This is a genomic window from Rhodoglobus galactosidasius (genome assembly GCF_054957775.1).
In genome coordinates this window covers 40,524-62,568 of the sequence record NZ_JBQIAV010000007.1, presented here as the reverse complement: position 1 = coordinate 62,568, position 22,045 = coordinate 40,524, and the positions used below count along the sequence as shown (strand labels likewise).

Sequence of the window (22,045 nt, the reverse complement as noted above, 5' to 3'; positions counted from 1 at the left end):
CCGTTGGTACTGATCAGCCGAAAATTAGCCGATGCTGGCGAAACCGTCTTGCAATTTGTTCTGCAACTCATCCATTGTGATGGCGTTCGCAAAGTACTGCTGGAGCGCGGGTGTCGCGATCTGGTCCTTCCACTGCACGTAGCCGACCGCGGACTGGAACGGGGCCATCGCCAGCGCCTCGCCCGACTTGAGAATTTCGGCCCAGCCCCCGTCGCCGCCGGTCGCACTGAGTAGCGCGGCCCGACCGTCTTCGGTGGTCGGAACGAGCCAGTCCCCCTGGCCGAGTGCCGACAGATTCTCGGCATCGGCGAAGAACTCAAGGAACGCCGCCGCCTCTTCGATGTGCTCGCTCTCGGCTGCCACCGACATGGTTTGCGGATTCGCGGCCTGGGCGGTTCCCGCCGAACCGGACAGCGGAGGAAGAACGACCCAGTTGAAGTCTTCCGGTGCCGACTCGGTCATTTGCTGGGCATAAAAGTTGCCGCCGAAGAACATGGCGTAGTCTCCACCGAAGAATCCGGGCAGGGCATCGGTTCCGCTGAGAGTCATTGACACTGGCTCAATCGACTGGTCATCGTAGGCCATGGAGTGGATGCGCTTGGGCACTTCAAGCTCGGCGTCGCCCACCGAAATCGTTGATACTCCATCCTTCGTTTCGAAGAACGTTCCGTCGAAACCGAGACTCATGTTCATGACCGTGGCGGTCGGCGACTTGAGTCCCCAGCCAAGGCCATAGGTGCCATTGGCTGTCAATTTGCTCGATGCGGAGGCGAAGTCGTCCCAAGACATTTCGTCGCCGGCGGGAAGCTCCACACCGGCGGTAGCGAACGCATCCGCGTTGGCGAAAACTACGTAGGACTGCAACAGGGTTGGCACACCAACGATGGAACCATCGCTCGAAGTCACAGTCTTCCAGATGTCGTCGGTGATGCCATTTTTCAGGTCATCTCCAAGGTAGGGCGTGAGATCGGCTAGGTAGCCCTGCTCGGCGAAGCCGGCGATCGCTGCGGACTCGTAGTGGATAATGTCAGGCGCTGTACCCCCCTGAAACTGGGTAACTAGTTGGTCCTGCACGTTGTCCCAGCTCCCTTGGGTGATTTGGACCTGCACATCAGGGTTTGCGGCATTCCAGTCAGCGACGATGCTGTCCGTCGCTGCAATCGTGGTTTCCTGCCAGGCGAGACTCTGGAAGGTCAGGGTGATCGGTTCCCCGTTAGTGTCGGCGGAATCAGTGACCCCGCTGCAGCTGGCTAGAAGACCGGTGACGGCCAGGAGGCCGACGCCGACGATGATGGCTTTCTTCATGGACTTTCTCCTTGTGTGAGTGCCGCGCACATCACTGTGTGCAGCGTTGAAACAGTGCTGGTGGCGCTTGGGTTGGTTATCCCTTGACGGCCCCGCTCAGCAGACCAGAGGTGAGGCGTTTCTGGATGAGAGCGAAGAACGCAAGGCTGGGAATGGTCGCCAACAGCGAGGCAGCGGCGAGTTGGCCGAGTTGAACCTGTCCTTCCGCACCGACGAATCGGGCGAGCGTGAGGGGCAGGGTTTGCAGGGCTGGATCTTGGATGAGTACGAGCGCGAAGAAGAACTCGTTCCACGAAGAGATGAAGGTAAACATGCTCGTTGCGACGAGCCCGGGCATGAGAAGAGGAAACACGATCGAACGCAGAATTCGAAACTTGGACGCGCCATCCATTGCCCCGGCTTCTTCGAGTTCGACCGGGATTCCGGCCACGTAGCCCTGCAACATCCACAGGGCGAAGGGTAACGACCAGACCGCGTACACGATTATGAGGCCGAAATGAGAATTGAGAAGTTGGATCTCGCGCAGCACGAGGAACAACGGAATGATGATCAGGATGAAAGGGAAAACTTGGCTGAGAAGGATCCAACCCGTCGCGATGCCACGCAGCTTGGTGCGAAAACGGGCCAGAGCGTAGGCCGCCGGCAGAGACATGAGTGTGACGACAATGGTCGTGGACAGCGCGACGAATAGGCTATTGCCTGCCGCCGTGAATAGATCGGCTTTTTGCACCGCCGCGACAAAGTTATCGAGAGCGAATGATTTCGGCAGGAACGACTGCGTCGGTGAGCTGAGTTCGCGCGGCGTCTTGAACGACGCCGACAGCAACCACAAGAGCGGAAAACCGAGAAAGATGATGTACCCGGTTAGCGCCAAATATTGGAGAGTCCGGGCGGGCCAGCGAGTTCTGGTGGATTTCATTTGCTCTCTCGCATCTGCGCCCGGAGGTAGAAGAACAGGAAGAAGGCGATCACGATCACCATGACGTTGCCCATCGCTGAGGCGAGTCCGAAGTTGCCGTATCGAAACGCTTCGTTGTAGGCGAAAAGCATCGGCAGCATGGTTTCACCGCCCGGCCCACCCGCCGTTAGCACGAACACAAGGGCAAAGGAGTTGAAGTTCCAGATGAGGTCGAGAGTCGTAATGGCGACGATCACCGGCTTCAGGGCGGGAAGGGTCACATGTATGAACCGCTTCCAGGCTCCGGCGCCGTCAATGGATGCCGCTTCGTTCAATTCGGTCGACACCGATTGCAGCCCGGCAAGCAGAACGATCGTGGTCTGAGGCATGCCAGCCCACACTGCGACGACGATCACGGCAGGCAGCGCGGTGGCGAAGTTGCCGAGCCAGTTGATCTCGCCCGGTAGTCCGACCGAACTCAGCATGTCGTTGATCGGGCCGTAGGTCGGGTTGAGCATTAGGCGCCACATGATCGCAATGATCACCGGCGGCATCGCCCAGGGCACGAGAACGAGAGTTCGGGCGAGCCAGCGCATCTTGATGTCGAGGTTGAGCAGTGTTGCGAGGCCGAGCGACGCCAGAAATTGGAGGACGGTGACGGAAACTGCCCAGATCATGCCGATGCGGAAGGATTTCCAGAACAATTCGTAGCTGAGCAACTTGATGTAGTTGTCGAGGCCGTTCACCGAAGTCGTCGCGTTCAGGCCAGCCTTGGCGTCGGTGAACCCGAGCAGAATACCCTGAACGAGCGGGTAGACGCTGAAAATAACTACGGGGACGAGGGTGGGCAACACCAGTAGCCAGGCGTCGCTGTTCTTACCGCGGAGAGAGGGTGAGCCGTTCGGACGCTTAGCGGCGACTCGGGACTTGATCAGAGTCATGTGGGAACCACCGAAGAATCACGCACGACCAAGGTAGGAGAGACGACGACGCTCTGCACCGGGCGGTCGGGGTCTCCCAGCCGCGCTAGCAGTAGTTTCGCCGCTTTGCGCGCACGTTTGGTCGACCCGAGGTCGACGCTGGTCAGGGCGGGATTGGCGAGTTCGGCGATGTTCGTGTTGTCCATGCCGACGAGGGCGATGTCCTGCGGAACCCGCAGGCCTCGACTAACAATGACCTTCATCGCGGCTACGGCCAACAAATCATTGGCGCAAACAATGGCGTCGGGACTGGACTGGTCGAGCAAAACGGAGGTCGCAGCGAGACCGGCATGGTAGGTGAAGTCGGTGGCTTCTACCTGCAAGTCGCTCGTGACGGGCAGCGCAAGGGCGGTCATCGCTTTGACATAGCCCGCCAGACGCGCTGTTCCTGGCACCGTGTCGAGCGGCCCATTGAGGAACGCGATGTGGCGGTGGCCCTGGCCGTGCAGGTGTTTGACGGCAAGCCCGACGCCCTTGCGCGAATTGGCGCGCACGTTGTCGACTGCGACCCCCTCAGGAGGGGAGCCGATGATGACGAGCGGCAGTCGGCTGGCGCGCACCTCCTCGATCAGGTCGGGGGTGACTCGTAGTGGACTGAGAATGAGGCCGTCAACGAAACCCCGATTCAGGCTCTTGAGCAAATCGATCTGGTCGGCCGGGTCACTACCGGTGGACGACAGCACGAGACGCAATCCAGCGGAGGCGACGACTCCATTGATCGCGTGCATCATGGACACGTATACCGGGTTTCCGACGTCAGCGACGGCGAGGGCAATCTGCTCGGTGCGGCCGACTTTGAGGGACCGCGCCGTGGCGTTGGGCACGTATCCCAATTCCTTCGCCGCGGCACGAACGCGCTCGGAAACCGCTGCAGACGCCGGTAGCCCGTTGAGCACCCGCGACACGGAAGCAATCGAGACCCCGGCGCGTTCAGCGACCCGCACGAGATTTGATTTGCCAGTACTCACTTGGTTTCCCGATCTCCGTTGAAGGGCACGCGCCTGCAGACCTACCATCGTGGACTATCCCACACCACAATTTAGTAAACGTTTACAAGAACGATTACACGGACACTATCAGCCTCGACACCCCTATGGCAAGAAAGAGCCACGCTATAACGCGAACCGACTCATGGAAAGTCGCATCCGCCGCGTAACCGCGCCTAGGAGAAGAATGATCGCTGAAAGGGCTGCCCACCGGGCAGCGTCGACACCGACCGCTCCATCCTGTGCGTCCACGACGCCGCATACACGTTCGTTCAGTTCAGATGCAATCGAGGTCAGCCATATCTGGTTCCCGTTGGCATCGAGCTTCTGTACAGTAATGTCGAGTCGGCCCTAGCCGGTCAGACCGAGCATGGTATCCGCTGCATGCGAGCACACCGTCGCCGTGATCGTCACCGACCGATCCGAATTGAATTCCGTCAAAAACCCGGGCGCGCCGCGGCGCGCAGGTGCGCGGCGATATCGACCACGCCCTCACGAAACCCCTGCTTCCAAGTTCCCCAATCGTGCCCCCCGTCGTACACGCGCAGCTCCGCCGTGATGCCTGCGACCCGTTTGGCCCGGTTATACAGTGTTGCCGCCTCATAATCGAGGTCGTGGATCGCATCTTCTGGCAGCGGGTTGGCGTATTCGTCATCGCCGACGGCGATGAACAGATGAACAGGCAGTCCAGGATCGAAGGTCGCAAACGTCGCAGGGTAATTGAGTGCTCGGTGACGGTCTTCTTCGTACACGGCGGATCCGACGCCATAAGCCCCGAATTTCCGGGTCGAAGAGTGGACCGGCGTCGACGGTACGTACACCGCCGGGCTCAGGATGATTCCCGCCGAGAAGAGGTCCTGATGGGCAGTCGTAAACCGCAACGCGCCTGCGCCGCCCATTGAATAGCCACCCACAGCACGCGCCGATCGGTCGGCAACCGTGCGAAAGCTGGTGTCGACATGCTTAAGCAAATCGCTGGTGAATCCCGTTTCGACGGCCACGCCCGGAGACAATCCACCGCCGGTGCCTGTGTATTGGGAATCGACGTAATAATTACCTGCGTTGCTCCATGGTGCGTCCGGCATGATGACGATCATCGGTGGGATGTTGTCGGCAACGGTCAGTTCATCAATATCGTCAATTTCCTGCTGCCAGGCGGCTTGGGTATCTCCCCTCCCGTGAAGCAAGTAGAGCGACGGATACCGTGTCGAGCTATCGGGGTCGTAACCGGCAGGCAAGTAGACCGTGTAATTAATGTTGCCACCGATAGCCGGGCTGACCACCGAACCGGCAATAGACCGACCATATTCGGCATGTGCCGCACCGGCGGTCGTCAAGACGGATGTCGCAATGAGACTCGAAGCCAGGACTGCACTCCTTCCCTTTTCCACTTCATTGTGGTTCCTTTCGGTAATTCTGCACGCCGAGGCACATTGACATCGCACGTATGTAAACGTTTAATACTACGTTTACACGAACTGTAGTGCGGCCCGCCGTTCACGGCAAGAGCCGACCAGTCACCAGCCAGGTGAAGTCCGTTGGGCAGGTCCACGCCTTGACTAAGCCCGACGCATGACCCGCTGTTAGGAAGGTCGAGGTCGGCGCCGCCAATCACTGCGGGTATGCAGCGCCTATGCGCGGTGTGAGTTCGAGATGGTCGCAGCCGAAATACTGAGTGATACGACAAAGGGACGTCTTCAGCGCAGCCCCAAAAGAACTAACGCCATGGTCAGAGGACGACGACCGGCACGCTGAGGAAGCTCTCACAGAGAGTGAGATTATCCAGATGGATGTGCGACTGACTGCATCGAGTAAGGCCAAGAACAGCCTTGATGGGTACGCTCGTGACTTCGCTAAATTCACCCGCTGGTGCGCGCCTCGGAACATAAATCCATTACCGACTACACCCGTCATCGTGGCAAATTTCCTCGTCGACATGACGTTTCAGGTCACAGAACCGGGTGCGAAGAGGTATCGAACCACGATCGTAAAGCGTTGGGTGACGGGGATTGACCACTCTCTCGCGGCCGAATTCTCTGCCGAGCCTGCCCGGCATCGAGTCAATAGCAAGACCTTCAGGTATGTCGACCACAACCTGAAGCGTCAAACCGCTCTCCAGCGCGGGCTTTCGAGTGAGCAAGCGAGGCAAGTAGTCGAGGATTTCGTGTTAAACAGCTGACCCAATGCGATTGCCGCATATCGAGATGCCTGCATTTTCAACTCGTGTTTGAGGTACATTTCGACGCTCGGAGCTTGCCAACTTGAACATCTCTGATGTGTTCTTCGAAGAGGAACGCAGTGCGACTTTCATTGGTCGACGCTCAAAGACTAATCAATTTGGGGATGGACAGGTGAAGGTTTTCCAATTCAGACCAGATGCCCGTCGGTGCGCACCCTGCGCGATTCGTAATTTGATGGCGTTGCGGGCTGCGTTTGCCGAAGGCAAGGCTGAGCTCTTCCGGCGGTTGACGGTCACGGGTAACGTGTCGAAGGTCGCAAAGGAACTCGGCTTCCTGAGGGTCACCTGCTACAAATGGGCGGATGAGGTCACCAGGTAGTAATACGTCCAGTTCCCGCGCTTCTTCCCCACAACCGATGCCATGCTATGGGCAACAGAATTCCGGAACGGACAAGTCAAACACCGACATGCTCTTCGCCCAGATCAGAGAAGGGATACGCGCCTCACGCCCACCCCGGGCCAGTGCTAAATCGAAACAGTCCGGAAATTCCCGCTAGCGTTCGGCGATCAGCCGTTCCCGCACCTGTCGACGCAGCACCTTGCCGATGAGGGATTTGGGAAGTTCCTCGACGCTGACGACACTCTTCGGTACTTTGTAAGCCGTGAGGTTTGTGCGGACGAAGTCGCGCACGGCTTTCTCATCGAGAGTCGCGCCCTCGGCGAGAACAACCGCAGCAACGACATCTTCACCATTGTGTTCGCTCGGCAGTCCCACAACGGCCGCATCGGCGATCGACGGATGCTGCCGTAGCGCCTCCTCAACCTCACTCGGCGCGACGTTGAAACCGCCGGTGATGATGAGCTCCTTAATGCGGTCTACAACGGTGACAAAACCGTCAGGATCCACCGTGACGATGTCGCCAGTGCGGAACCAATCTTTGCCCTCATCCACCGTCGGCACAAAGACTTCGGCGGTCTCGTCGGGCTTGCCCCAGTACCCCGAGAACACCTGCGGGCCGCGTGCGATGAGCTCGCCCTGTTCTCCTTGGGCTCGATCAACGGTCGGGTTCTCAGGGTCGACGACACGGAGTTCTGTGCTGGGCAGCGCCAAACCAACGGTGCCTGCACGGCGAGTTGGGCCGACCGGGTTGGCAATGAGAATTGGACTCGTTTCTGACAGTCCGTAACCCTCAACGAGAGTTCCGCCAGTGCGTTCTTCCCAGGGCTCGACGACTGTGGCCGAGAGTGGCATCGCTCCAGAGATAGCGATTTCAATGCCTTTCAGTGACACGCCTGCGGCGTCTGCTGCTGCGGTGAGCCGCTCATAGATCGGCGGCACTGCCGGCAAAAACGTAGCGGGATGTTTCTTGATCACGGCGAGCACTAGGTCTGGGTCGAACTTGGGGAAGAGCACAAGCCGCGCTCCCATGCTCATCGCGAACGTCAGACACAGCGTGAGCCCATAAGCGTGAAACATCGGGAGCACCGCATAAACAACGGAACTGCCACGGGGCACTGCCGGCACCCATGCGCGGGCTTGAGCGGCGTTCGTTAAGAGGTTGAGGTGGGTGAGCATTGCGCCCTTCGGAGACCCCGTAGTGCCGCTCGTGTACTGAATGAGCGCAAGGTCTTCGGCCTCTGGCCTTACAATGTGCGCATCGACTGGGGCGGACTTCAGCAACTCTTCCCAGGCAATCGTGCCGCTCACGCTTGTGGTGAGTGCGTTGCGCGACTCACGAGCCTTCGCAATGGGCAGTCGCAGAAGCGCCCGGGTGCGAAGTGGCATGGAACGGGTGACATCGACCGAGATGATGGTCTCGACCGCGACATCCGTCGGAAAGTCCTGCAGCGTTGCAACGACGTTGTTCCAGGCAATCACGACCCTCGCCTCGTGGTCCTCAAACTGGTGCCGAAGCTCGCGAGGTGTGTAGAGCGGGTTGTGCTCGACAACGATTGCGCCGAGCCGCAACACTGCGTAGAAAGCAGCGACGTGCTGCGGGCAGTTCGGCAGCACGAGCGCCACCCTGTCGCCCTTCTGCACGCCAAGCAGACGCAGGCCCTCGGCCGCACGGTCGATCTGCTCGCCAAGCTCGGCGTAGGTGGTTTCCTTGCCGAAGAATTCCAGCGCGACGCCGCGCGGGTATTCAGCGATGGATGCCGCGACCAGATCGTAGAGCGATCCTTCGGGCAGTGGGATTTCGTGAGGCACACCATCGGCATAGTTCGCGAGCCATGGGCGATCGGACAACACAGTCATGCCTTAACTCTATGCCTGTGTGGCGCACTCAATTACGCAGCGCACTGCGTCGAACCGGTGGGCGCTTAGGCTGCGCCGTCGAACATTGAGGTGACCGAGCCGTCATCGAAAACTTCGTGGATGGCGCGAGCCAACAACGGTGCGATCGGCAGGATCTCGAGCGTCGGGAACCGCTTGTGTTCAGGGATCGGCAACGTGTCGGTGACAACGACCGAGTCGATGAAGTCGCTCTGCAAGATTGTGGGAGCAGGGTCAGAGAAAATTGCGTGTGTTGCGGCCACGACCACCTTGAGTGCACCGGCACGCTTGAGCGCTTCGGCTGCTTTCACAATGGTTCCACCGGTGTCGATCATGTCGTCAACGAGGAGGCACACGCGACCATCAACGTCACCAACGATGTCGTGAACGGTGACCTGGTTCGGAACCAGTGGGTCGCGACGCTTGTGGATGATCGCGAGCGGCGCACCGAGCTTGTCGCTCCAGATGTCTGCTACGCGCACGCGGCCCATGTCAGGGCTCACAACCGTGAGAGTCGAGGGGTCGAGCAGTTTGCGGAAGTGCTCGAGGAGCACCGGCATAGCGAAGAGGTGGTCGACGGGGCCGTCAAAGAATCCCTGAATCTGGGCGGCATGCAGATCGACGCTCATGATGCGGTCGGCGCCAGCAGCCTTGTACAGGTCAGCAATGAGTCGGGCGCTAATCGGTTCGCGACCACGGCCCTTCTTGTCTTGACGGGCATAGGGATAGAAGGGCGAGACAACGGTGATGCGCTTCGCAGAAGCCCGCTTGAGGGCATCCACCATGATCAGTTGTTCCATCAGCCACTCGTTGATGGGCTCAGTGTGCGATTGGATGACGAAGGCATCGCATCCACGAACACTCTCGTCGTAGCGAGCGTAAATCTCACCGTTCGCAAAGGTGCGTGCGTCAGTGGGTACGAGGTCACTGCCAAGCTCCTCAGCGATGTCAAGCGCGAGCTGGGGGTGGGCTCGCCCGGAGACAAGCACGAGTCGCTTTTGACCGGAGATCTTGATGCTGGCCACGTGGGGGACTCGCTCTCTGCCGCGGTTACGGCGTTCGTCGGTCAGGCGTCAGAATCGTCGCTAGCTGCTTTGGCTGCCTGAGCCGCTGCAGTTCCCGCCCGATTGGTTTCAACCCAGCCACTGATGTTGCGCTGTGGAGCGACGTTTATGCCCAGTGAGCCTGCCGGGACATCTTTTCGGATGACCGAACCGGCTCCGGTGTACGCTCCGTCAGCAATTCTAACCGGAGCGACGAAGACGTTGTGCGACCCGCTTCTCACGTGGGAGCCAACTACCGTTCGACTCTTGTTCACCCCGTCGTAGTTTGCGGTGATTGTTCCGGCACCGATGTTGGACTGCTCCCCCACTTCGGTGTCACCGATGTAGCTCAGGTGCGGCACCTTGCTTCCCTCGCCAATGGTGGAGTTTTTGGTCTCCACGAAGGTGCCGATCTTGCCGCCGGCGCCGAGCTTGGTGTTCGGGCGAAGGTAGGCGAACGGCCCGACGGATGCTCCAGCACCGATCACGCTGAGCGTTGCGTCGGTGCGTTTGACGACAGCATTCTCGCCAACTTCACAGTCAACGAGGGTGGTGTCTGGGCCGATGATGGCGCCGGACTGCACGAGGGTTGCGCCCTTGAGTTGGGTGCCTGGCAGAATTTCGACGTCAGGGTTGAGGGTGACATCGGCGTCGATCCAGGTTGTTGCGGGGTCTTCGATGGTGACGCCCGCACGTTGCCACTTCTGCACGATGAGCTCGTTCATGCGGCGTGCGGCTTCTGCCAGCTGCACGCGATCGTTGACACCGGCGACCATCCATCCGGCAATAACGGGCATTGCGGAGACGATGGCTCCGACCCCACGCAGCAGTCCGACCACGTCGGTGATGTACTTCTCGGCTTGGGCGTTGTCGGTGGTGATGCGCACGAGTTGTTCGCGCAGTGGACCAACGCGGAACACGTAAGTGCCCGAGTTGATCTCGGTGATCGCGATTTCGTCGGCGGTGGCATCCTTCTGCTCGACGATGCGGTCGAGGCCGCCATCGGCGTCACGCACGACGCGACCGTAGCCGGTGGCGTCATCGAGGATTGCCGAGAGCACGGTGGCTGCGGCAGACTGCGCGCGGTGCTGCGCGAGGAGCGATGCCAGGGTGGCGGAGTCAAGAAGCGGTACGTCACCGCTGACGACCACAACATCCCCGTCGAAATCTGCGGGAAGCGAATCAACCGCAACCTCTACGGCACGACCGGTGCCAGGAATGTCGTCTTGGTCGACGATGAGGATGTCGGGCATGAGCTCAGACAGGGTTGCCACAACTTCGTCGCGCTGGTGTCGCACCACTGCGACAACGTGGTCGGGGTTCAGTTCACGCGCAGCGGCCACAACGTGCCCGATGAGTTCGCGACCGGCGAGGCGGTGCAAGACTTTGGGCTTGGCGGACTTCATGCGTGTGCCTTGGCCAGCGGCGAGAACAATGACGGCGAGTTTGTGTTCGGTCATAAAGCTATTGTGCCTTGAATGAGCGGCACTCAAAACGCCGCTGCAGAAGTGGGCTAAAGGTTAGGTAAAAGCTCCGCCTCTAGGATTCGAACCTAGACTGGACAGCTCCAAAGGCTGCCGTGCTGCCATTACACCAAAGCGGACCGCACCCGAAGGCGCTAACCAATTCTGCCAGATCATTGGGGCTGTGTCGTCCAACTTGCTCGATTCGGAGCCTTCACACACGATTGTTGGCCCGGCATGACCGGTTAGCTTCGCACATCCGTTGGCCGAAACTGAGATAATAACCGGATGCCCCCACGCGACGAAGTCGACCGAATTGTCGAAGCGTGGTCTCGCGAGCGCCCCGATCTCGACTTTGCGCCGTTGCATGTACTGAGCCGGGTTGGCCGACTGGCCAAACATTTGGAGCGTGCCCGCAAGGCTGCGTTCGCTGTTGCCGGTGTTGAGCCGTGGGAATTCGATGTGCTCTCGGCTTTGCGTAAGGCGGGCGCTCCGTACCAGTTGAGCCCTACCGCTTTGGTGCAGCAGACGATGGTGTCGAGCGGCACCATGACGAATCGCATCGACCGGATGGTGGCGCGCGGTCTAGTTGAGCGCCGCACCGACCCCAACGATGGTCGTGGCGTAATTGTGCTGATGACAGCGAGTGGCCGTGAACGCGTTGATGGCGCAATCACTTCTCTCGTGCATGACGAGACTGCGCTTCTCTCGCGAATGTCTGCTGGTGAACAAGAACGATTGAGCGGTTTGCTCAGAAAATTGAGCCTCGACGGTGAATAACCCCCAAGAACAGACCATATTCCGACGCATTTCTCCTGGACTTGGTCTCGCACTTGGTGCTTTTGGGCTTGCCCTGCTGATCAGTTTTCTGGTGCCTGCGATCCCTACGCTGACGGCGTGCGTGGTGTTGGGCATCCTGTTCAGCGCCCTGCCGTGGCGCAGTTCTGTGCGCGCTGAGGTGAAGCCGGGGCTCGCGATTGCTGCCCGCCGCCTGCTGCGTATCGGTGTCGTGCTTTTGGGTTTCAAGCTCAGCCTCGTGAACATCGCCGAGCTGGGCTGGCTGGTGCTCGGCATGATTGTGCTGATCGTCGTGATCACGTTCTTCTTCACCTGGGGCTTGGGCCGGATGATGCGCCTCCCCGGTCAGCAGCCGATGCTGATTGCTGCCGGGTTCTCCATCTGTGGCGCTTCAGCCATTGGTGCGATGGCGGGCATGACCCGCGCAAAAGACTCTGACACGGCAACACCGGTCGCGCTTGTCACCCTGTGCGGAACCCTTGCCATCGCCCTCTTACCCGCGCTACGCCCCCTTCTCGGTCTGGATGCGCCCGAGTTCGGGATGTGGGTGGGCGCGAGTGTGCACGATGTCGGCCAGGTCGTTGCGACAGCCCAAATCGCAGGAGCAACCGCCCTCGCCGTTGCCGTTGTTGTGAAGCTCACCCGGGTAGCGATGCTCGCACCAATGGTTGCTCTCGCGGGTGTTGTTGTTGCTCGTAGCGACCGCAAGGCTGCCGCTGCTTCTGTCGCCTCGGATGCGGCTGGTGCTTCGGAGGCGTCGGATGCCGCGGCCGACACTGCTGCGAACCTCAAGCCCGCAAAGCGCCCGGCGATCCTTCCGCTCTTTGTCGTCGGCTTCCTCTCAGCTGTGGTCGTGCGCACCTTTGTGCCGCTGCCCGATGGCTTCCTCGAGGTAGCCGCCTACGGTCAAGAACTCGTGCTCGGAATGGCCCTGTTCGGACTCGGCGCAGCGATCAGCATCGGCAATCTCGTCCGCACCGGCGGTCGCGCACTCGCTGTCGCCCTCATCTCGTGGGCAGTCATCGCTCTGCTGTCACTCGGTGCCGTCGAGATCGCTCGCGCTGCAGGAGTCACTGCGCTCGGCTAGCACCGCTACGCCAGTAGTTCGTCGAGCTCCAGCCAGCGGGTCTCAACAGTGTCGAGCGCCTCTTGGATTGCTTGCTGTTCGCCGACGAGAGCGCCAAGTCCAGCAAAGTCCGACTGGTCGTGGGTGGCCATCCGCTGGTGCAACTCTGCGATCTGGCCCTGCAGCTTCGCGATCTTGCGACCAGCAGCAGCATGCTCCTTCTGCGAATTGCGCAGTTCGGCGCCACTCAGTGACGACGACGGCTTTTTCGCGGCCGTGGCATCCGGAGCGCCCGCTGCGGCACCCGCAGAGTTACCCGAAGAACCTTTGAGCTGCTGCGTGCGCAACTCGAGGTACTCATCAACACCGCGCGGAAGGTGGCGGAAGCCACCATCCATCACCGCATACTGCTGGTCGGTGACGCGCTCGATGAGGTACCTATCGTGACTCACCACAAGCAGCGTTCCGGGGAACGTGTCGAGCAGGTCTTCAATCGCCGCAAGCATGTCGGTGTCGAGGTCGTTAGTCGGCTCGTCCAGAATCAGTACGTTGGGCTCAGAGAGCAGAATGAGCAACAGTTGAAGGCGACGCTTTTGGCCACCGGAAAGATCCTTTACCGGGGTCGAGAGTTGCGTGCTCGTGAAGCCCACGCGCTCCAACATCTGCGTCGGCGTCATCTCTTTGCCACCGGTGACGTAGGTACTCTTATGGCGGCCGATGACCGTGCTGACGCGCTCGTTCCAAATGTCTTCGAGTTCAGCAAGCTGCTGCGTAAGCGTGGCGACCTTGATTGTCTTACCGCGCTTTACGCGACCACTTGTGGGGTTCAGGCTGCCCGCGACCAATGACAGCAGTGTCGACTTTCCGGCACCGTTGACACCGAGGATGCCGGTGCGTTCGCCGGGCGCGATTCGCCAGGTGATGTCATTCAGCACTGTCTTCTCGCCGGCCACGCCGGTTGCCGGATCAACAACCGGGTAGGTGACAGTGACGCCTTCGAGGTCAACGACATCCTTGCCAAGACGCTGCATGGCCATCGACGACAACGAAACACTGTCGCGCGCGGGCGGCTCGTTCTCGATCAGATCGTTTGCCGCATCAATGCGGAACTTCGGCTTCGTCGTGCGTGCGGGAGCACCGCGACGCAACCAGGCCAATTCTTTACGCATCAGGTTCTGACGCTTCGACTCCGAAGCAGCGGCCATGCGGTCGCGCTCAACGCGCTGCAGAATGTAGGCCGCGTAGCCACCCTCGAAAGGCTCGATCAGTCGATCGTGCACCTCCCAGGTGGCAGTACAAATTTCGTCGAGGAACCACCGGTCGTGAGTGACGACCAACAGCCCACCGGCGTTAGTGGCCCAACGACGCTTGAGATGGCCAGCAAGCCACGAAATACCCTCGACGTCGAGGTGGTTAGTAGGCTCATCCAAGAAGATGACATCCCAGTCACCAATCAGCAGAGTCGCGAGAGCAACCCGGCGACGCTGACCACCGGAGAGGTCACCAACTTTGGCCTCCCACGGGATATCGGCTGCAAGACCCGCGATGACGTCGCGAACCTTGGGATCGCCCGCCCACACGTGCTCATCAATATCGCCGATGACAGTCTCGTGCACCGTCTTGGTGCCGTCGAGCTCGTCGGCCTGATCGAGCATCCCGAGGGTCACGCCATTGCGTCGCGTCACTCGCCCATCGTCCGGGTCGAGCCTGCCCGAGAGCATGCGCATGAGGGTCGTTTTGCCGTCACCGTTGCGACCAACGATGCCAATGCGGTCGCCCTCGTCAAGACCGATCGTGACCTTGTCGAAGATTACGCGGGTCGGAAATTCGAGGTGAAGGGATTCAGCGCCAAGAAGGTGTGCCATTCGCGCAAGCCTAGCCGGGTTAGTCAGTGATGATTCGCGCTCCGTGCACTGGGCCGGTAGCCCGCACCACAGTCATCTGGGCCGCACTCAATGCAATCTGCAGTTCGAGAGCCGAGTCGAGGTCTGCTGCAAGGAAGGCCACGGTCGGGCCAGAACCGGAAACGATTCCCGCGAGCGCACCGTTCTTTTCGCCCAGTTCGATGACTGCGGCCAGTGACGGTTCCATGTGGAGGGCAGGAGCCTGAAGGTCGTTGTGGAGACTTTCGGCGAGCATGTGCGGGTCGCCTGCCCGCAACGCCTGCAATACGTCTGCGTTGACGGTGGGTGCTACCTCCGCAGGAAAAATGTCTTGAGAATGACGTTGGCGGTGGAGGTCAAGCTCGTTGTAGACCTCCGGGGTTGAGAGCCCAAAGTCGGCGAGCACCAACACCCACTGAAACTGCCCCTTGGCTAGAGCGGGGCTAAGTTGGTCGCCACGACCTGTTCCGATTGCTGTTCCGCCGGTGAGCGCAAACGGCACATCGGCGCCCAGTTCCGCAGCGAGGCCGAGCATTTCTTCGCGAGAGATGTTGGTGCCCCACAGGGCGTCACAAGCGAGAAGTGTTGCCGCGGCATCCGCAGACCCGCCACCCATGCCGCCCGTTACGGGAACGCGCTTTTCAATTTCCAGACGAACACCGCCGCGATACCCGGTGCGTCGCGCAAGCAGGCGAGCCGCCTTGATAGCGATGTTGGAACCATCGGTGGGCACACGAGACAGATTGACGGTTCCTGAAACCGAGACCGAGAAGTCGTCAGCGTGGAAGGCATGAACATTTTCACACAACGAGACTGCCTGATAGGCAATCGCAACGTCATGGTAACCGTCGTCGAGCAGTGAACCGACCTTAAGGAAGACATTGATCTTGCCAGGGGCACGAGTGTGAACCACAGTGGAGGCTGCCGAGACGGAAGTCATGAACCAAACTTACCTTGTGCAGCGGACCTGTCTGTGCGCGGTCCTGTTGATAACTCTCGCCAACAAGCGTTGCTGGAAGCCCAACGCGGACAGCGAAACTACTCGGGGACAGGCAACCCGCGAGCTGCAGCGTAGCGGGTCGCAAGCGACTCAGCCCACTCGGTGCTCAAGTGATCGGCGTTGGTGGCAAACCAGCCCACGATCTCGGGGTGCTGCCACTTCGACGCCCCAGCAATGTCTAGGAATGCAAACCATTCATCCGGATGCCGCCCGGTGCCGTCTAGAACGTCACGGTCGCTGGGGATGCTTGGGTTGCTGTTCGCCGACATGAAGCCAACCTACCGTCGTTCGGTGCCAAACGGAATGGTGGACGCGGCGAAAGCAGTCACGGCGAAACGAAGCGGGGTGCGTGCGGCCTGCGGGGCCGAACGCAACCAGTTGGCGTCAGCTATTCGGCGCGAGCGATAGCCAGGAAGTCGTGCACCGTGAGCTCCTCGCCCCGAGCCGTCGGCGCGACACCCGCCGCAATGAGCCGATCGGATGCTGCAGTTGAACTGCCCAGCACGCTCGAGAGCGACTGACGCAACATTTTGCGACGCTGCTGGAAAGCCGCATCCACGAGCGCGAAAGTAGCCTTGCGCTCCTCGATCGTGCCGGGCTGTTCGCGACGCTCAAAGCGCACGAGCACTGAGTCGACATTCGGCACCGGCCAGAACACCTGACGGCTGACCAACCCGGCGGTGGAGAACTCTCCGTACCAGGCCGCTTTGATACTGGGCGAGCCATAAACCTTGCTGCCGGGGCCCGCCGCGACGCGGTTGCCGACTTCGGCCTGCACCATCACGAGACCGCGGTCGAGCGAGTCGAAGTGTTCCAAGAAATGCAGCAACACGGGGACCGAAATGTTGTAGGGCAGGTTGGCGACAAACACGCGAGGCTCGTTCGGCAACTCGATGACACGCAGGGCGTCATCGGTGATGACCGTGAGCTGAGCATCCGGCTGCATCTGGCTGACCGTAATCGGCAACTGTGCAGCCAGACGCTTATCGATTTCAACGGCGACGACGGATGCTCCGGCCTCGAGCAGCCCGAGAGTCAACGATCCCAGCCCCGGGCCGACCTCGACCACCGTTTCGTCCGAAACAACGTGCGCTGCCTTCACAATGCGGCGCACCGTATTGGGGTCGATCACAAAGTTTTGGCCCAGCTTCTTAGTGGGCTGGATGCCGAGCAGATCAGCGAGATCGCGGATCTCAGCGGGGCCAAGCAGGGTGCTCACCGGGTGCCCTCGGGCAGTTCGGTATCCCACGAGCCGTAAACGGCCTCGGTGGTATCGGCGAGTTGGGCAGAAAGTTCGATTTCGTCGATCTCCAAGTGCGCCGCCATGGCGCGCACGGTGTGCGGCATCAGGTAGGGAGCGTTGGGGCGACCCCGCAATGGGTGTGGCGTGAGGTAGGGGGCATCCGTCTCGACCAGGATGTGGTCACGCGACATCACCGACAGGGCTTCGCGAAGGTTGGCGGCATTTTTGAAGGTCACAGTGCCGGCGAACGACAAGTACCAACCGTTATCGGCCGCAATGCGCGCCATGGCGGCATCGCCCGAGAAACAGTGGAAGACCGTGCGCTCGGGAGCGCCGACTCTCAACAGGGTTTCGATGACCTCGTCGTGGGCATCGCGATCGTGAATCTGCAGCGCAAGCCCGTGCCGCTTGGCAATCGCAATGTGCGCTTCAAAGGAACGGTACTGCGCTGGGCGCCCCTCGTCATCCGTGCGGAAAAAGTCGAGCCCGGTCTCCCCCACAGCGCGAACGCGCGGGCGGGCAGCAAGCTCATCGATCACAGCGAGGGCTGCATCGAGCTCGCCGGCCGCCTCAAGCTCGGGAGCATCGTTGGGGTGAATCGCTACTGCGGCGAGAACGCGTGGCTCGGTGGCGGCAAGCTCCGCCGACCAACGACTCGTCGCGACATCCGTGCCGACCTGCACAACGCCACGAACGCCGACGGCGGATGCCCGCGCCAACTGCTCGCGAAAGTCCAACTGGTTATCGGGGCCGCCGTTAGCAATCTCGAGGTGCGTGTGATTGTCGTAGACAACACCCGCAAGAGGCTCGGGCAGCGGCGGGTACTGCAGCTTCTCGGAGGCTGCTTCGTCGGCGCTGCGGTGGCGCTGACGTATGAACGGTTCGGTCACGCCGTGCTGCTTTCGGCATCCACTTCGATGCGGGGGAACAGTGAGGTTTCGAGGGCCGTGACGCGACCGTTGCTCTGCCAGTTCTGGGCGTCGTCGATGCGCTGCTCGCGCAGCACGCCAACACCGCCGATCGCTTGCCAGAGTCGTTCGGTTGCCTTCGGTAGCACGGGCGACAGCAGAATCGAGAGCGTACCAAGACCGTTGACAGCCGTCGCGAGCACGGTGCCGAGTCGCTCACGCTTCTCGGGATCCTTCGACAACGCCCACGGCTCTTGCTCGGTGATGTAGCCGTTGAGCTCGTCAACGAGTTGCCACACAGCGTCGAGCGCCTCATTGATCGCAAACGAATCAATCAACGCATTCGACGCCTCTGTTGCGCGCTTCTGCGTTGCCACAATCGCCTCATCGGATGCCGTGAGCTCGCCGAGTGCAGGAATGGCGCCATCGAAGTACTTATTCACCATCGCAATAACCCGCGAGGCAAGGTTGCCAAAGCCGTTGGCCAGTTCTGCTTGGTAGCGCGCGCTCAGGTCTTCCCAGCTAAACGATCCGTCTTGACCAAAGGTGATGGCGCTCATGAAGTAGTAGCGGAAGGCATCCGAGCCGAAGGTGTCGGTGATTTGGCTTGGCGCGATTCCGGTGAGCTTCGACTTGGACATCTTTTCGCCACCGACGAGCAACCAGCCGTGGCCGAAGACCGCACGCGGAACAGGCAGGTCTGCTGCCATGAGCATGGCCGGCCAGATGACAGCATGGAAGCGAGCGATGTCTTTGCCGACGAGTTGCACGGCGGGCCAACGCTTGGCGAACTGCTCGTCGTCGACGCCGTAGCCGATGGCGCTGACGTAGTTGAGCAGCGCGTCGAACCAGACGTAGACGACGTGGGTTTCATCCCACGGCACCTTGACGCCCCAGTCGAAGCTGGAGCGCGAGATGGAGAGGTCGTCGAGACCCTGCTTGACGAACTGAATGATTTCGTTGCGTACGCTGGCGGGCTGCACGAAGTCAGGCTGGCTTTCGTAAAGGTCGAGCAGTTTCTGCTGGAACGCGCTCATACGGAAGAAGTAGTTCTTCTCTTTGAGAATTTCGACAGGGCGTGAGTGGATGGCGCAGACCAGCTGGCCTTTGTATTCACCATCGGGGGCGGTGACGAGGTCGTCAAGCTGCTTGAACTCTTCGCAGCCGACGCAATAATAGCCCTCATATTCGCCGGGGTAGATGTGACCGTCGTCGTATAGGTGCTGCAGGAAGGTGCCGACAGCCTTCTCGTGCCGCTCATCAGTGGTGCGAATGAAATCGTCGTTGGCGATGTCAATGGTTTCGAGTAGCGGCTGCCAAGAATCCGCAACGAGGCGGTCGGCCCACTCTTGCGGCGTGGTGTTGTTGGCGACGGCGGTGCGCAGGATCTTCTGACCGTGCTCGTCGGTTCCCGTGAGCAGCCAGGCTTCTTCACCCCGCTGACGGTGCCAGCGTGCAAGAACGTCAGCGGCCACCTCGGTATATGCGTGCCCGATGTGGGGAACGTCATTCACATAGAAGATGGGCGTCGCAATGTAGAAGGAGTCGCCAGCAGACATGCCTTCATTGTATTCGCCTGTATCGTGAGGTTACGACTTCGAGCGCAGCGCAGCCTCATACAGTTCGCGCTTGCTGAGGCCGGTCTGCTCGGCAACCTCAGTTGAGGCCTCTTTGAGTCGGGCACCATCAGCGACGAGAGCGAGCACATAAGTAACTGCGGTCGGCAGATCGGATGTTGCGGGTGGAGCGCCCTCGACAACAAGACAGATCTCACCGCGAGCGCCATCTTTGAATTTGGCAGCGAGCTCGGTGGCTGTGCCGCGCGCAACTTCTTCATACATTTTGGTGAGTTCGCGACAGACGACCGCGCGGCGGTCATCGCCCAGTGCAGTCGCGAGATCGGCGAGCGCCGCGGGTAGACGATTCGGGCTCTCGAAAAACACCATGGTGCGCTCTTCGCGGGCAAGGCCGCGGAAGTAGGCAACTCGGCCCTTGCGGGGCAAGAAACCTTCGAAACTGAAGCGGTCGGTCGGGAGTCCCGAGACAGCGAGAGCGGTGAGAACTGCGCTCGGTCCGGGCAAAGCAGTGACGGTGACCCCTGCGGCGGCGGCGGCCGAAACCAGAGGAAATCCGGGGTCGCTGATGGCGGGCATCCCCGCATCGCTAAGAACGAGTACGTCGGCGTCACGGGCCAGCTCAACAATCTCAGCGGCCTTCTCTGACTCGTTGTGTTCGTGCAGCGGGATGAGCCGCGGGCGGTTATCGATGCCCAGCGCACGCATCAGATGAATGGTGGTGCGAGTATCTTCACTAGCGATCACCTCAGCGTTCGTGAGTGCCTCGATGAGGCGCTGAGAGGCGTCGCCAAGGTTGCCGATGGGGGTCGCCGCAAGAATGATCACTCGGCCATTCTCCCACCCGCGCCCCACCCGTGTTGTGCGCGTGCCATTCGCGCGCTTGGCACCCCCGGCGAGGTCGTAGTGTTGCACTATGACGACTCCGCCATCATTGAGGGGAACCCCTTTGGGCGCAGTCATGCTCGTGGTGTTGGGCCTTGTTTTTCAGGATGTCGGCGCCTCTGTTGCTGTGCTGTTGTTCCCCGAGGTTGGGCCCGCCGGAATGGTGTCGCTGCGGCTCGTTTTCTCGGCCACAATCTTGCTGGCGATCGCTCGTCCCAACCTGCGTGCGATCTCCCAGCGTGCATGGCTGATGGCGCTGATTTTCGGTATCTCGCTCGGTGGCATGAACCTGTTGTTCTATGAAGCACTCTCCCGTGTTGACCTCGGCGCGACCGTCACCATCGAGGTGCTCGGGCCCCTCGTCCTGTCGGTAATCGTTGCCCGACGAGCAAGTGCCTGGCTGTGGGCACTGCTCGCCTTTATCGGCGTTGCGCTGCTCAGTCTCGGCAGCATCGGAGCGCTTGACCCCGTCGGTGTCGCCTTCGCGCTTGCCGCCGCTGTCTCGTGGGCTGGCTACATTTTGGCGTCACGCAAGACCGGGCAAGTCTTTGCCGGTTTGGATGGTCTGGCCATCGCCATGGCAATCGGCGCGATCATCAGCCTGCCATTCGGAATCTCGCAGGCCGGCAGCACGCTGCTCGAACCGTCAATACTGGTGCGCGGGCTCGCTGTTGCCATCTGCTCCTCGGCGATCCCCTACGCGCTTGAACTAATCGCGCTGCGACGCATCTCCGCCGCTGCCTTCTCCGTGCTCATGGCACTTGCCCCCGCCATCGCCACCGGTGCCGGATTCTTCGTGCTCGGGCAAAGCATCACCCTCGTGCAAGGTTTCGGAATCGCACTCGTGATCGCGGCGTCCATTGGGGCCGTGCGGGCGGCATCCCGCATACCGGGCGAACCCGGAGCAGGGCCTAACGCGCTGTTACCCGAAGAGACGCCGCTCTAGGTTGCAGCCGCCGGGCGCGGCGAAATTTGCCCTCTTGCTGGGAGCGTCAGCGCGGTAGTCTGAGCCTGTGAATCCTGGTCTCGCGACTGACCCCAGCAGCTACGAGCTGTGGGCCTTAGCCGCGCAATGGGTGAGCGCCGGAGCCGCCGTCCTCGCGGTGTTCGTCGCTGCAGTCTTCGGCTGGCTCACTCTCGCCAATAATCGTCGCTCGAAGGACACTCAAGAACGAGCGACCCTTATCGCCGCGACGGATGAGCAGAGCGCACCACCGTCGCTCCTCGCCAGGCGCGACGATCCGAACGGTGCGAGGCTCACGATCCGCCACAAGACAGGCGAGCACTGGCTACTGGTCAATGAGGGGCCTGACGATTGCATCATCGTCACAGTCGAAGGACTCACCGCTCTAGACAAGAGGCGACTTACGACGGTCGCTGCCGAGCCCGATTCGCTCCATCCCGGCGACGCCAAAGAATTTATCCTCGTGTCGCGACTGACTCTCTCGGGCCCGGCAAACGTCGTGGTGTCGTTCCAGCTGGAGCCCGGCGGGTCTCTCCTTCGCCGAGTTCTATTGGTCCCAGCGCCGTAACTTTCTCGACCTTTGGCCACCCAGCCC

The 22,045-nt window shown here is 60.7% G+C and carries 19 protein-coding genes and 1 tRNA gene; 4 read left to right on the top strand and 16 right to left on the bottom strand.

Annotated features, from left to right (window positions below; translation table 11 throughout):
• Positions 1-24: 24 nt before the first annotated feature.
• From ACTJJW_RS10315 to ACTJJW_RS10275, 9 genes are all read right to left on the bottom strand, one after another.
• Positions 25-1,305: an ABC transporter substrate-binding protein gene (locus ACTJJW_RS10315; RefSeq protein WP_462644383.1), complete on the bottom strand. Its 1,281-nt coding sequence runs from the start codon at positions 1,303-1,305 to the stop codon at positions 25-27.
• Positions 1,306-1,381: 76 nt separating this feature from the next.
• On the bottom strand, positions 1,382-2,224 hold the full coding sequence (locus ACTJJW_RS10310; RefSeq protein WP_462644381.1) for a carbohydrate ABC transporter permease: 843 nt from the start codon (positions 2,222-2,224) through the stop codon (positions 1,382-1,384).
• On the bottom strand, positions 2,221-3,144 hold the full coding sequence (locus tag ACTJJW_RS10305; RefSeq protein WP_462644379.1) for a carbohydrate ABC transporter permease: 924 nt from the start codon (positions 3,142-3,144) through the stop codon (positions 2,221-2,223). The genes ACTJJW_RS10310 and ACTJJW_RS10305 overlap by 4 nt, the downstream gene beginning before the upstream one ends.
• On the bottom strand, positions 3,141-4,151 hold the full coding sequence (locus tag ACTJJW_RS10300) for a LacI family DNA-binding transcriptional regulator (RefSeq protein ID WP_462644378.1): 1,011 nt from the start codon (positions 4,149-4,151) through the stop codon (positions 3,141-3,143). The genes ACTJJW_RS10305 and ACTJJW_RS10300 overlap by 4 nt, the downstream gene beginning before the upstream one ends.
• A 455-nt stretch (positions 4,152-4,606) precedes the next feature.
• Entirely contained in the window at positions 4,607-5,560 is a 954-nt protein-coding gene (locus ACTJJW_RS10295; protein ID WP_462644376.1) for an alpha/beta hydrolase, read from the bottom strand.
• A gap of 1,341 nt (positions 5,561-6,901) precedes the next feature.
• Positions 6,902-8,605: a long-chain-fatty-acid--CoA ligase gene (locus tag ACTJJW_RS10290; protein ID WP_462644374.1), complete on the bottom strand. Its 1,704-nt coding sequence runs from the start codon at positions 8,603-8,605 to the stop codon at positions 6,902-6,904.
• Between the two features lie 65 nt (positions 8,606-8,670).
• The gene (locus ACTJJW_RS10285; RefSeq protein ID WP_462644372.1) at positions 8,671-9,648 is read right to left on the bottom strand and encodes a ribose-phosphate diphosphokinase; all 978 of its coding nucleotides are present in this window, start codon (positions 9,646-9,648) and stop codon (positions 8,671-8,673) included.
• A gap of 41 nt (positions 9,649-9,689) precedes the next feature.
• The gene (gene glmU / locus ACTJJW_RS10280; RefSeq protein WP_462644370.1) at positions 9,690-11,126 is read right to left on the bottom strand and encodes a bifunctional UDP-N-acetylglucosamine diphosphorylase/glucosamine-1-phosphate N-acetyltransferase GlmU; all 1,437 of its coding nucleotides are present in this window, start codon (positions 11,124-11,126) and stop codon (positions 9,690-9,692) included.
• A gap of 71 nt (positions 11,127-11,197) precedes the next feature.
• Positions 11,198-11,269, bottom strand: a tRNA-Gln gene (locus ACTJJW_RS10275).
• Positions 11,270-11,417: 148 nt separating this feature from the next.
• Between ACTJJW_RS10275 and ACTJJW_RS10270 the strand changes: the two genes are divergently transcribed.
• Both ACTJJW_RS10270 and ACTJJW_RS10265 read left to right on the top strand, forming a co-directional pair.
• The gene (locus ACTJJW_RS10270) at positions 11,418-11,909 is read left to right on the top strand and encodes a MarR family winged helix-turn-helix transcriptional regulator (RefSeq protein WP_462644369.1); all 492 of its coding nucleotides are present in this window, start codon (positions 11,418-11,420) and stop codon (positions 11,907-11,909) included.
• Entirely contained in the window at positions 11,902-13,014 is a 1,113-nt protein-coding gene (locus ACTJJW_RS10265) for a YeiH family protein (RefSeq protein WP_462644367.1), read from the top strand. Before ACTJJW_RS10270 ends, ACTJJW_RS10265 begins: the two co-directional genes overlap by 8 nt.
• A 5-nt stretch (positions 13,015-13,019) precedes the next feature.
• On the opposite strand, the gene ACTJJW_RS10260 is transcribed toward ACTJJW_RS10265, so the two are convergent.
• The 7 genes from ACTJJW_RS10260 to rsmI form a co-directional block, all read right to left on the bottom strand.
• The gene (locus tag ACTJJW_RS10260) at positions 13,020-14,858 is read right to left on the bottom strand and encodes an ABC-F family ATP-binding cassette domain-containing protein (protein WP_462644365.1); all 1,839 of its coding nucleotides are present in this window, start codon (positions 14,856-14,858) and stop codon (positions 13,020-13,022) included.
• Positions 14,859-14,877: 19 nt separating this feature from the next.
• Entirely contained in the window at positions 14,878-15,816 is a 939-nt protein-coding gene (locus ACTJJW_RS10255; protein WP_462644363.1) for a 4-(cytidine 5'-diphospho)-2-C-methyl-D-erythritol kinase, read from the bottom strand.
• 98 nt (positions 15,817-15,914) lie between these two features.
• Entirely contained in the window at positions 15,915-16,145 is a 231-nt protein-coding gene (locus ACTJJW_RS10250; protein ID WP_462644361.1) for a 4-diphosphocytidyl-2C-methyl-D-erythritol kinase, read from the bottom strand.
• A gap of 119 nt (positions 16,146-16,264) precedes the next feature.
• Entirely contained in the window at positions 16,265-17,095 is an 831-nt protein-coding gene (gene rsmA, locus ACTJJW_RS10245) for a 16S rRNA (adenine(1518)-N(6)/adenine(1519)-N(6))-dimethyltransferase RsmA (protein WP_462644359.1), read from the bottom strand.
• Entirely contained in the window at positions 17,092-18,009 is a 918-nt protein-coding gene (locus ACTJJW_RS10240; protein WP_462644357.1) for a TatD family hydrolase, read from the bottom strand. The genes rsmA and ACTJJW_RS10240 overlap by 4 nt, the downstream gene beginning before the upstream one ends.
• On the bottom strand, positions 18,006-19,586 hold the full coding sequence (gene metG / locus ACTJJW_RS10235; RefSeq protein WP_462644355.1) for a methionine--tRNA ligase: 1,581 nt from the start codon (positions 19,584-19,586) through the stop codon (positions 18,006-18,008). Before metG ends, ACTJJW_RS10240 begins: the two co-directional genes overlap by 4 nt.
• A gap of 30 nt (positions 19,587-19,616) precedes the next feature.
• A complete protein-coding gene (gene rsmI / locus ACTJJW_RS10230; protein ID WP_462644607.1) occupies positions 19,617-20,429 on the bottom strand; it encodes a 16S rRNA (cytidine(1402)-2'-O)-methyltransferase in 813 nt (270 codons plus the stop codon).
• A gap of 133 nt (positions 20,430-20,562) precedes the next feature.
• On the opposite strand from rsmI, the gene ACTJJW_RS10225 reads away from it, so the two are divergent.
• Positions 20,563-21,432: an EamA family transporter gene (locus ACTJJW_RS10225; protein ID WP_462644605.1), complete on the top strand. Its 870-nt coding sequence runs from the start codon at positions 20,563-20,565 to the stop codon at positions 21,430-21,432.
• 67 nt (positions 21,433-21,499) lie between these two features.
• A complete protein-coding gene (locus tag ACTJJW_RS10220) occupies positions 21,500-22,018 on the top strand; it encodes a hypothetical protein (protein ID WP_462644353.1) in 519 nt (172 codons plus the stop codon).
• The last annotated feature ends 27 nt before the right edge of the window (positions 22,019-22,045 follow it).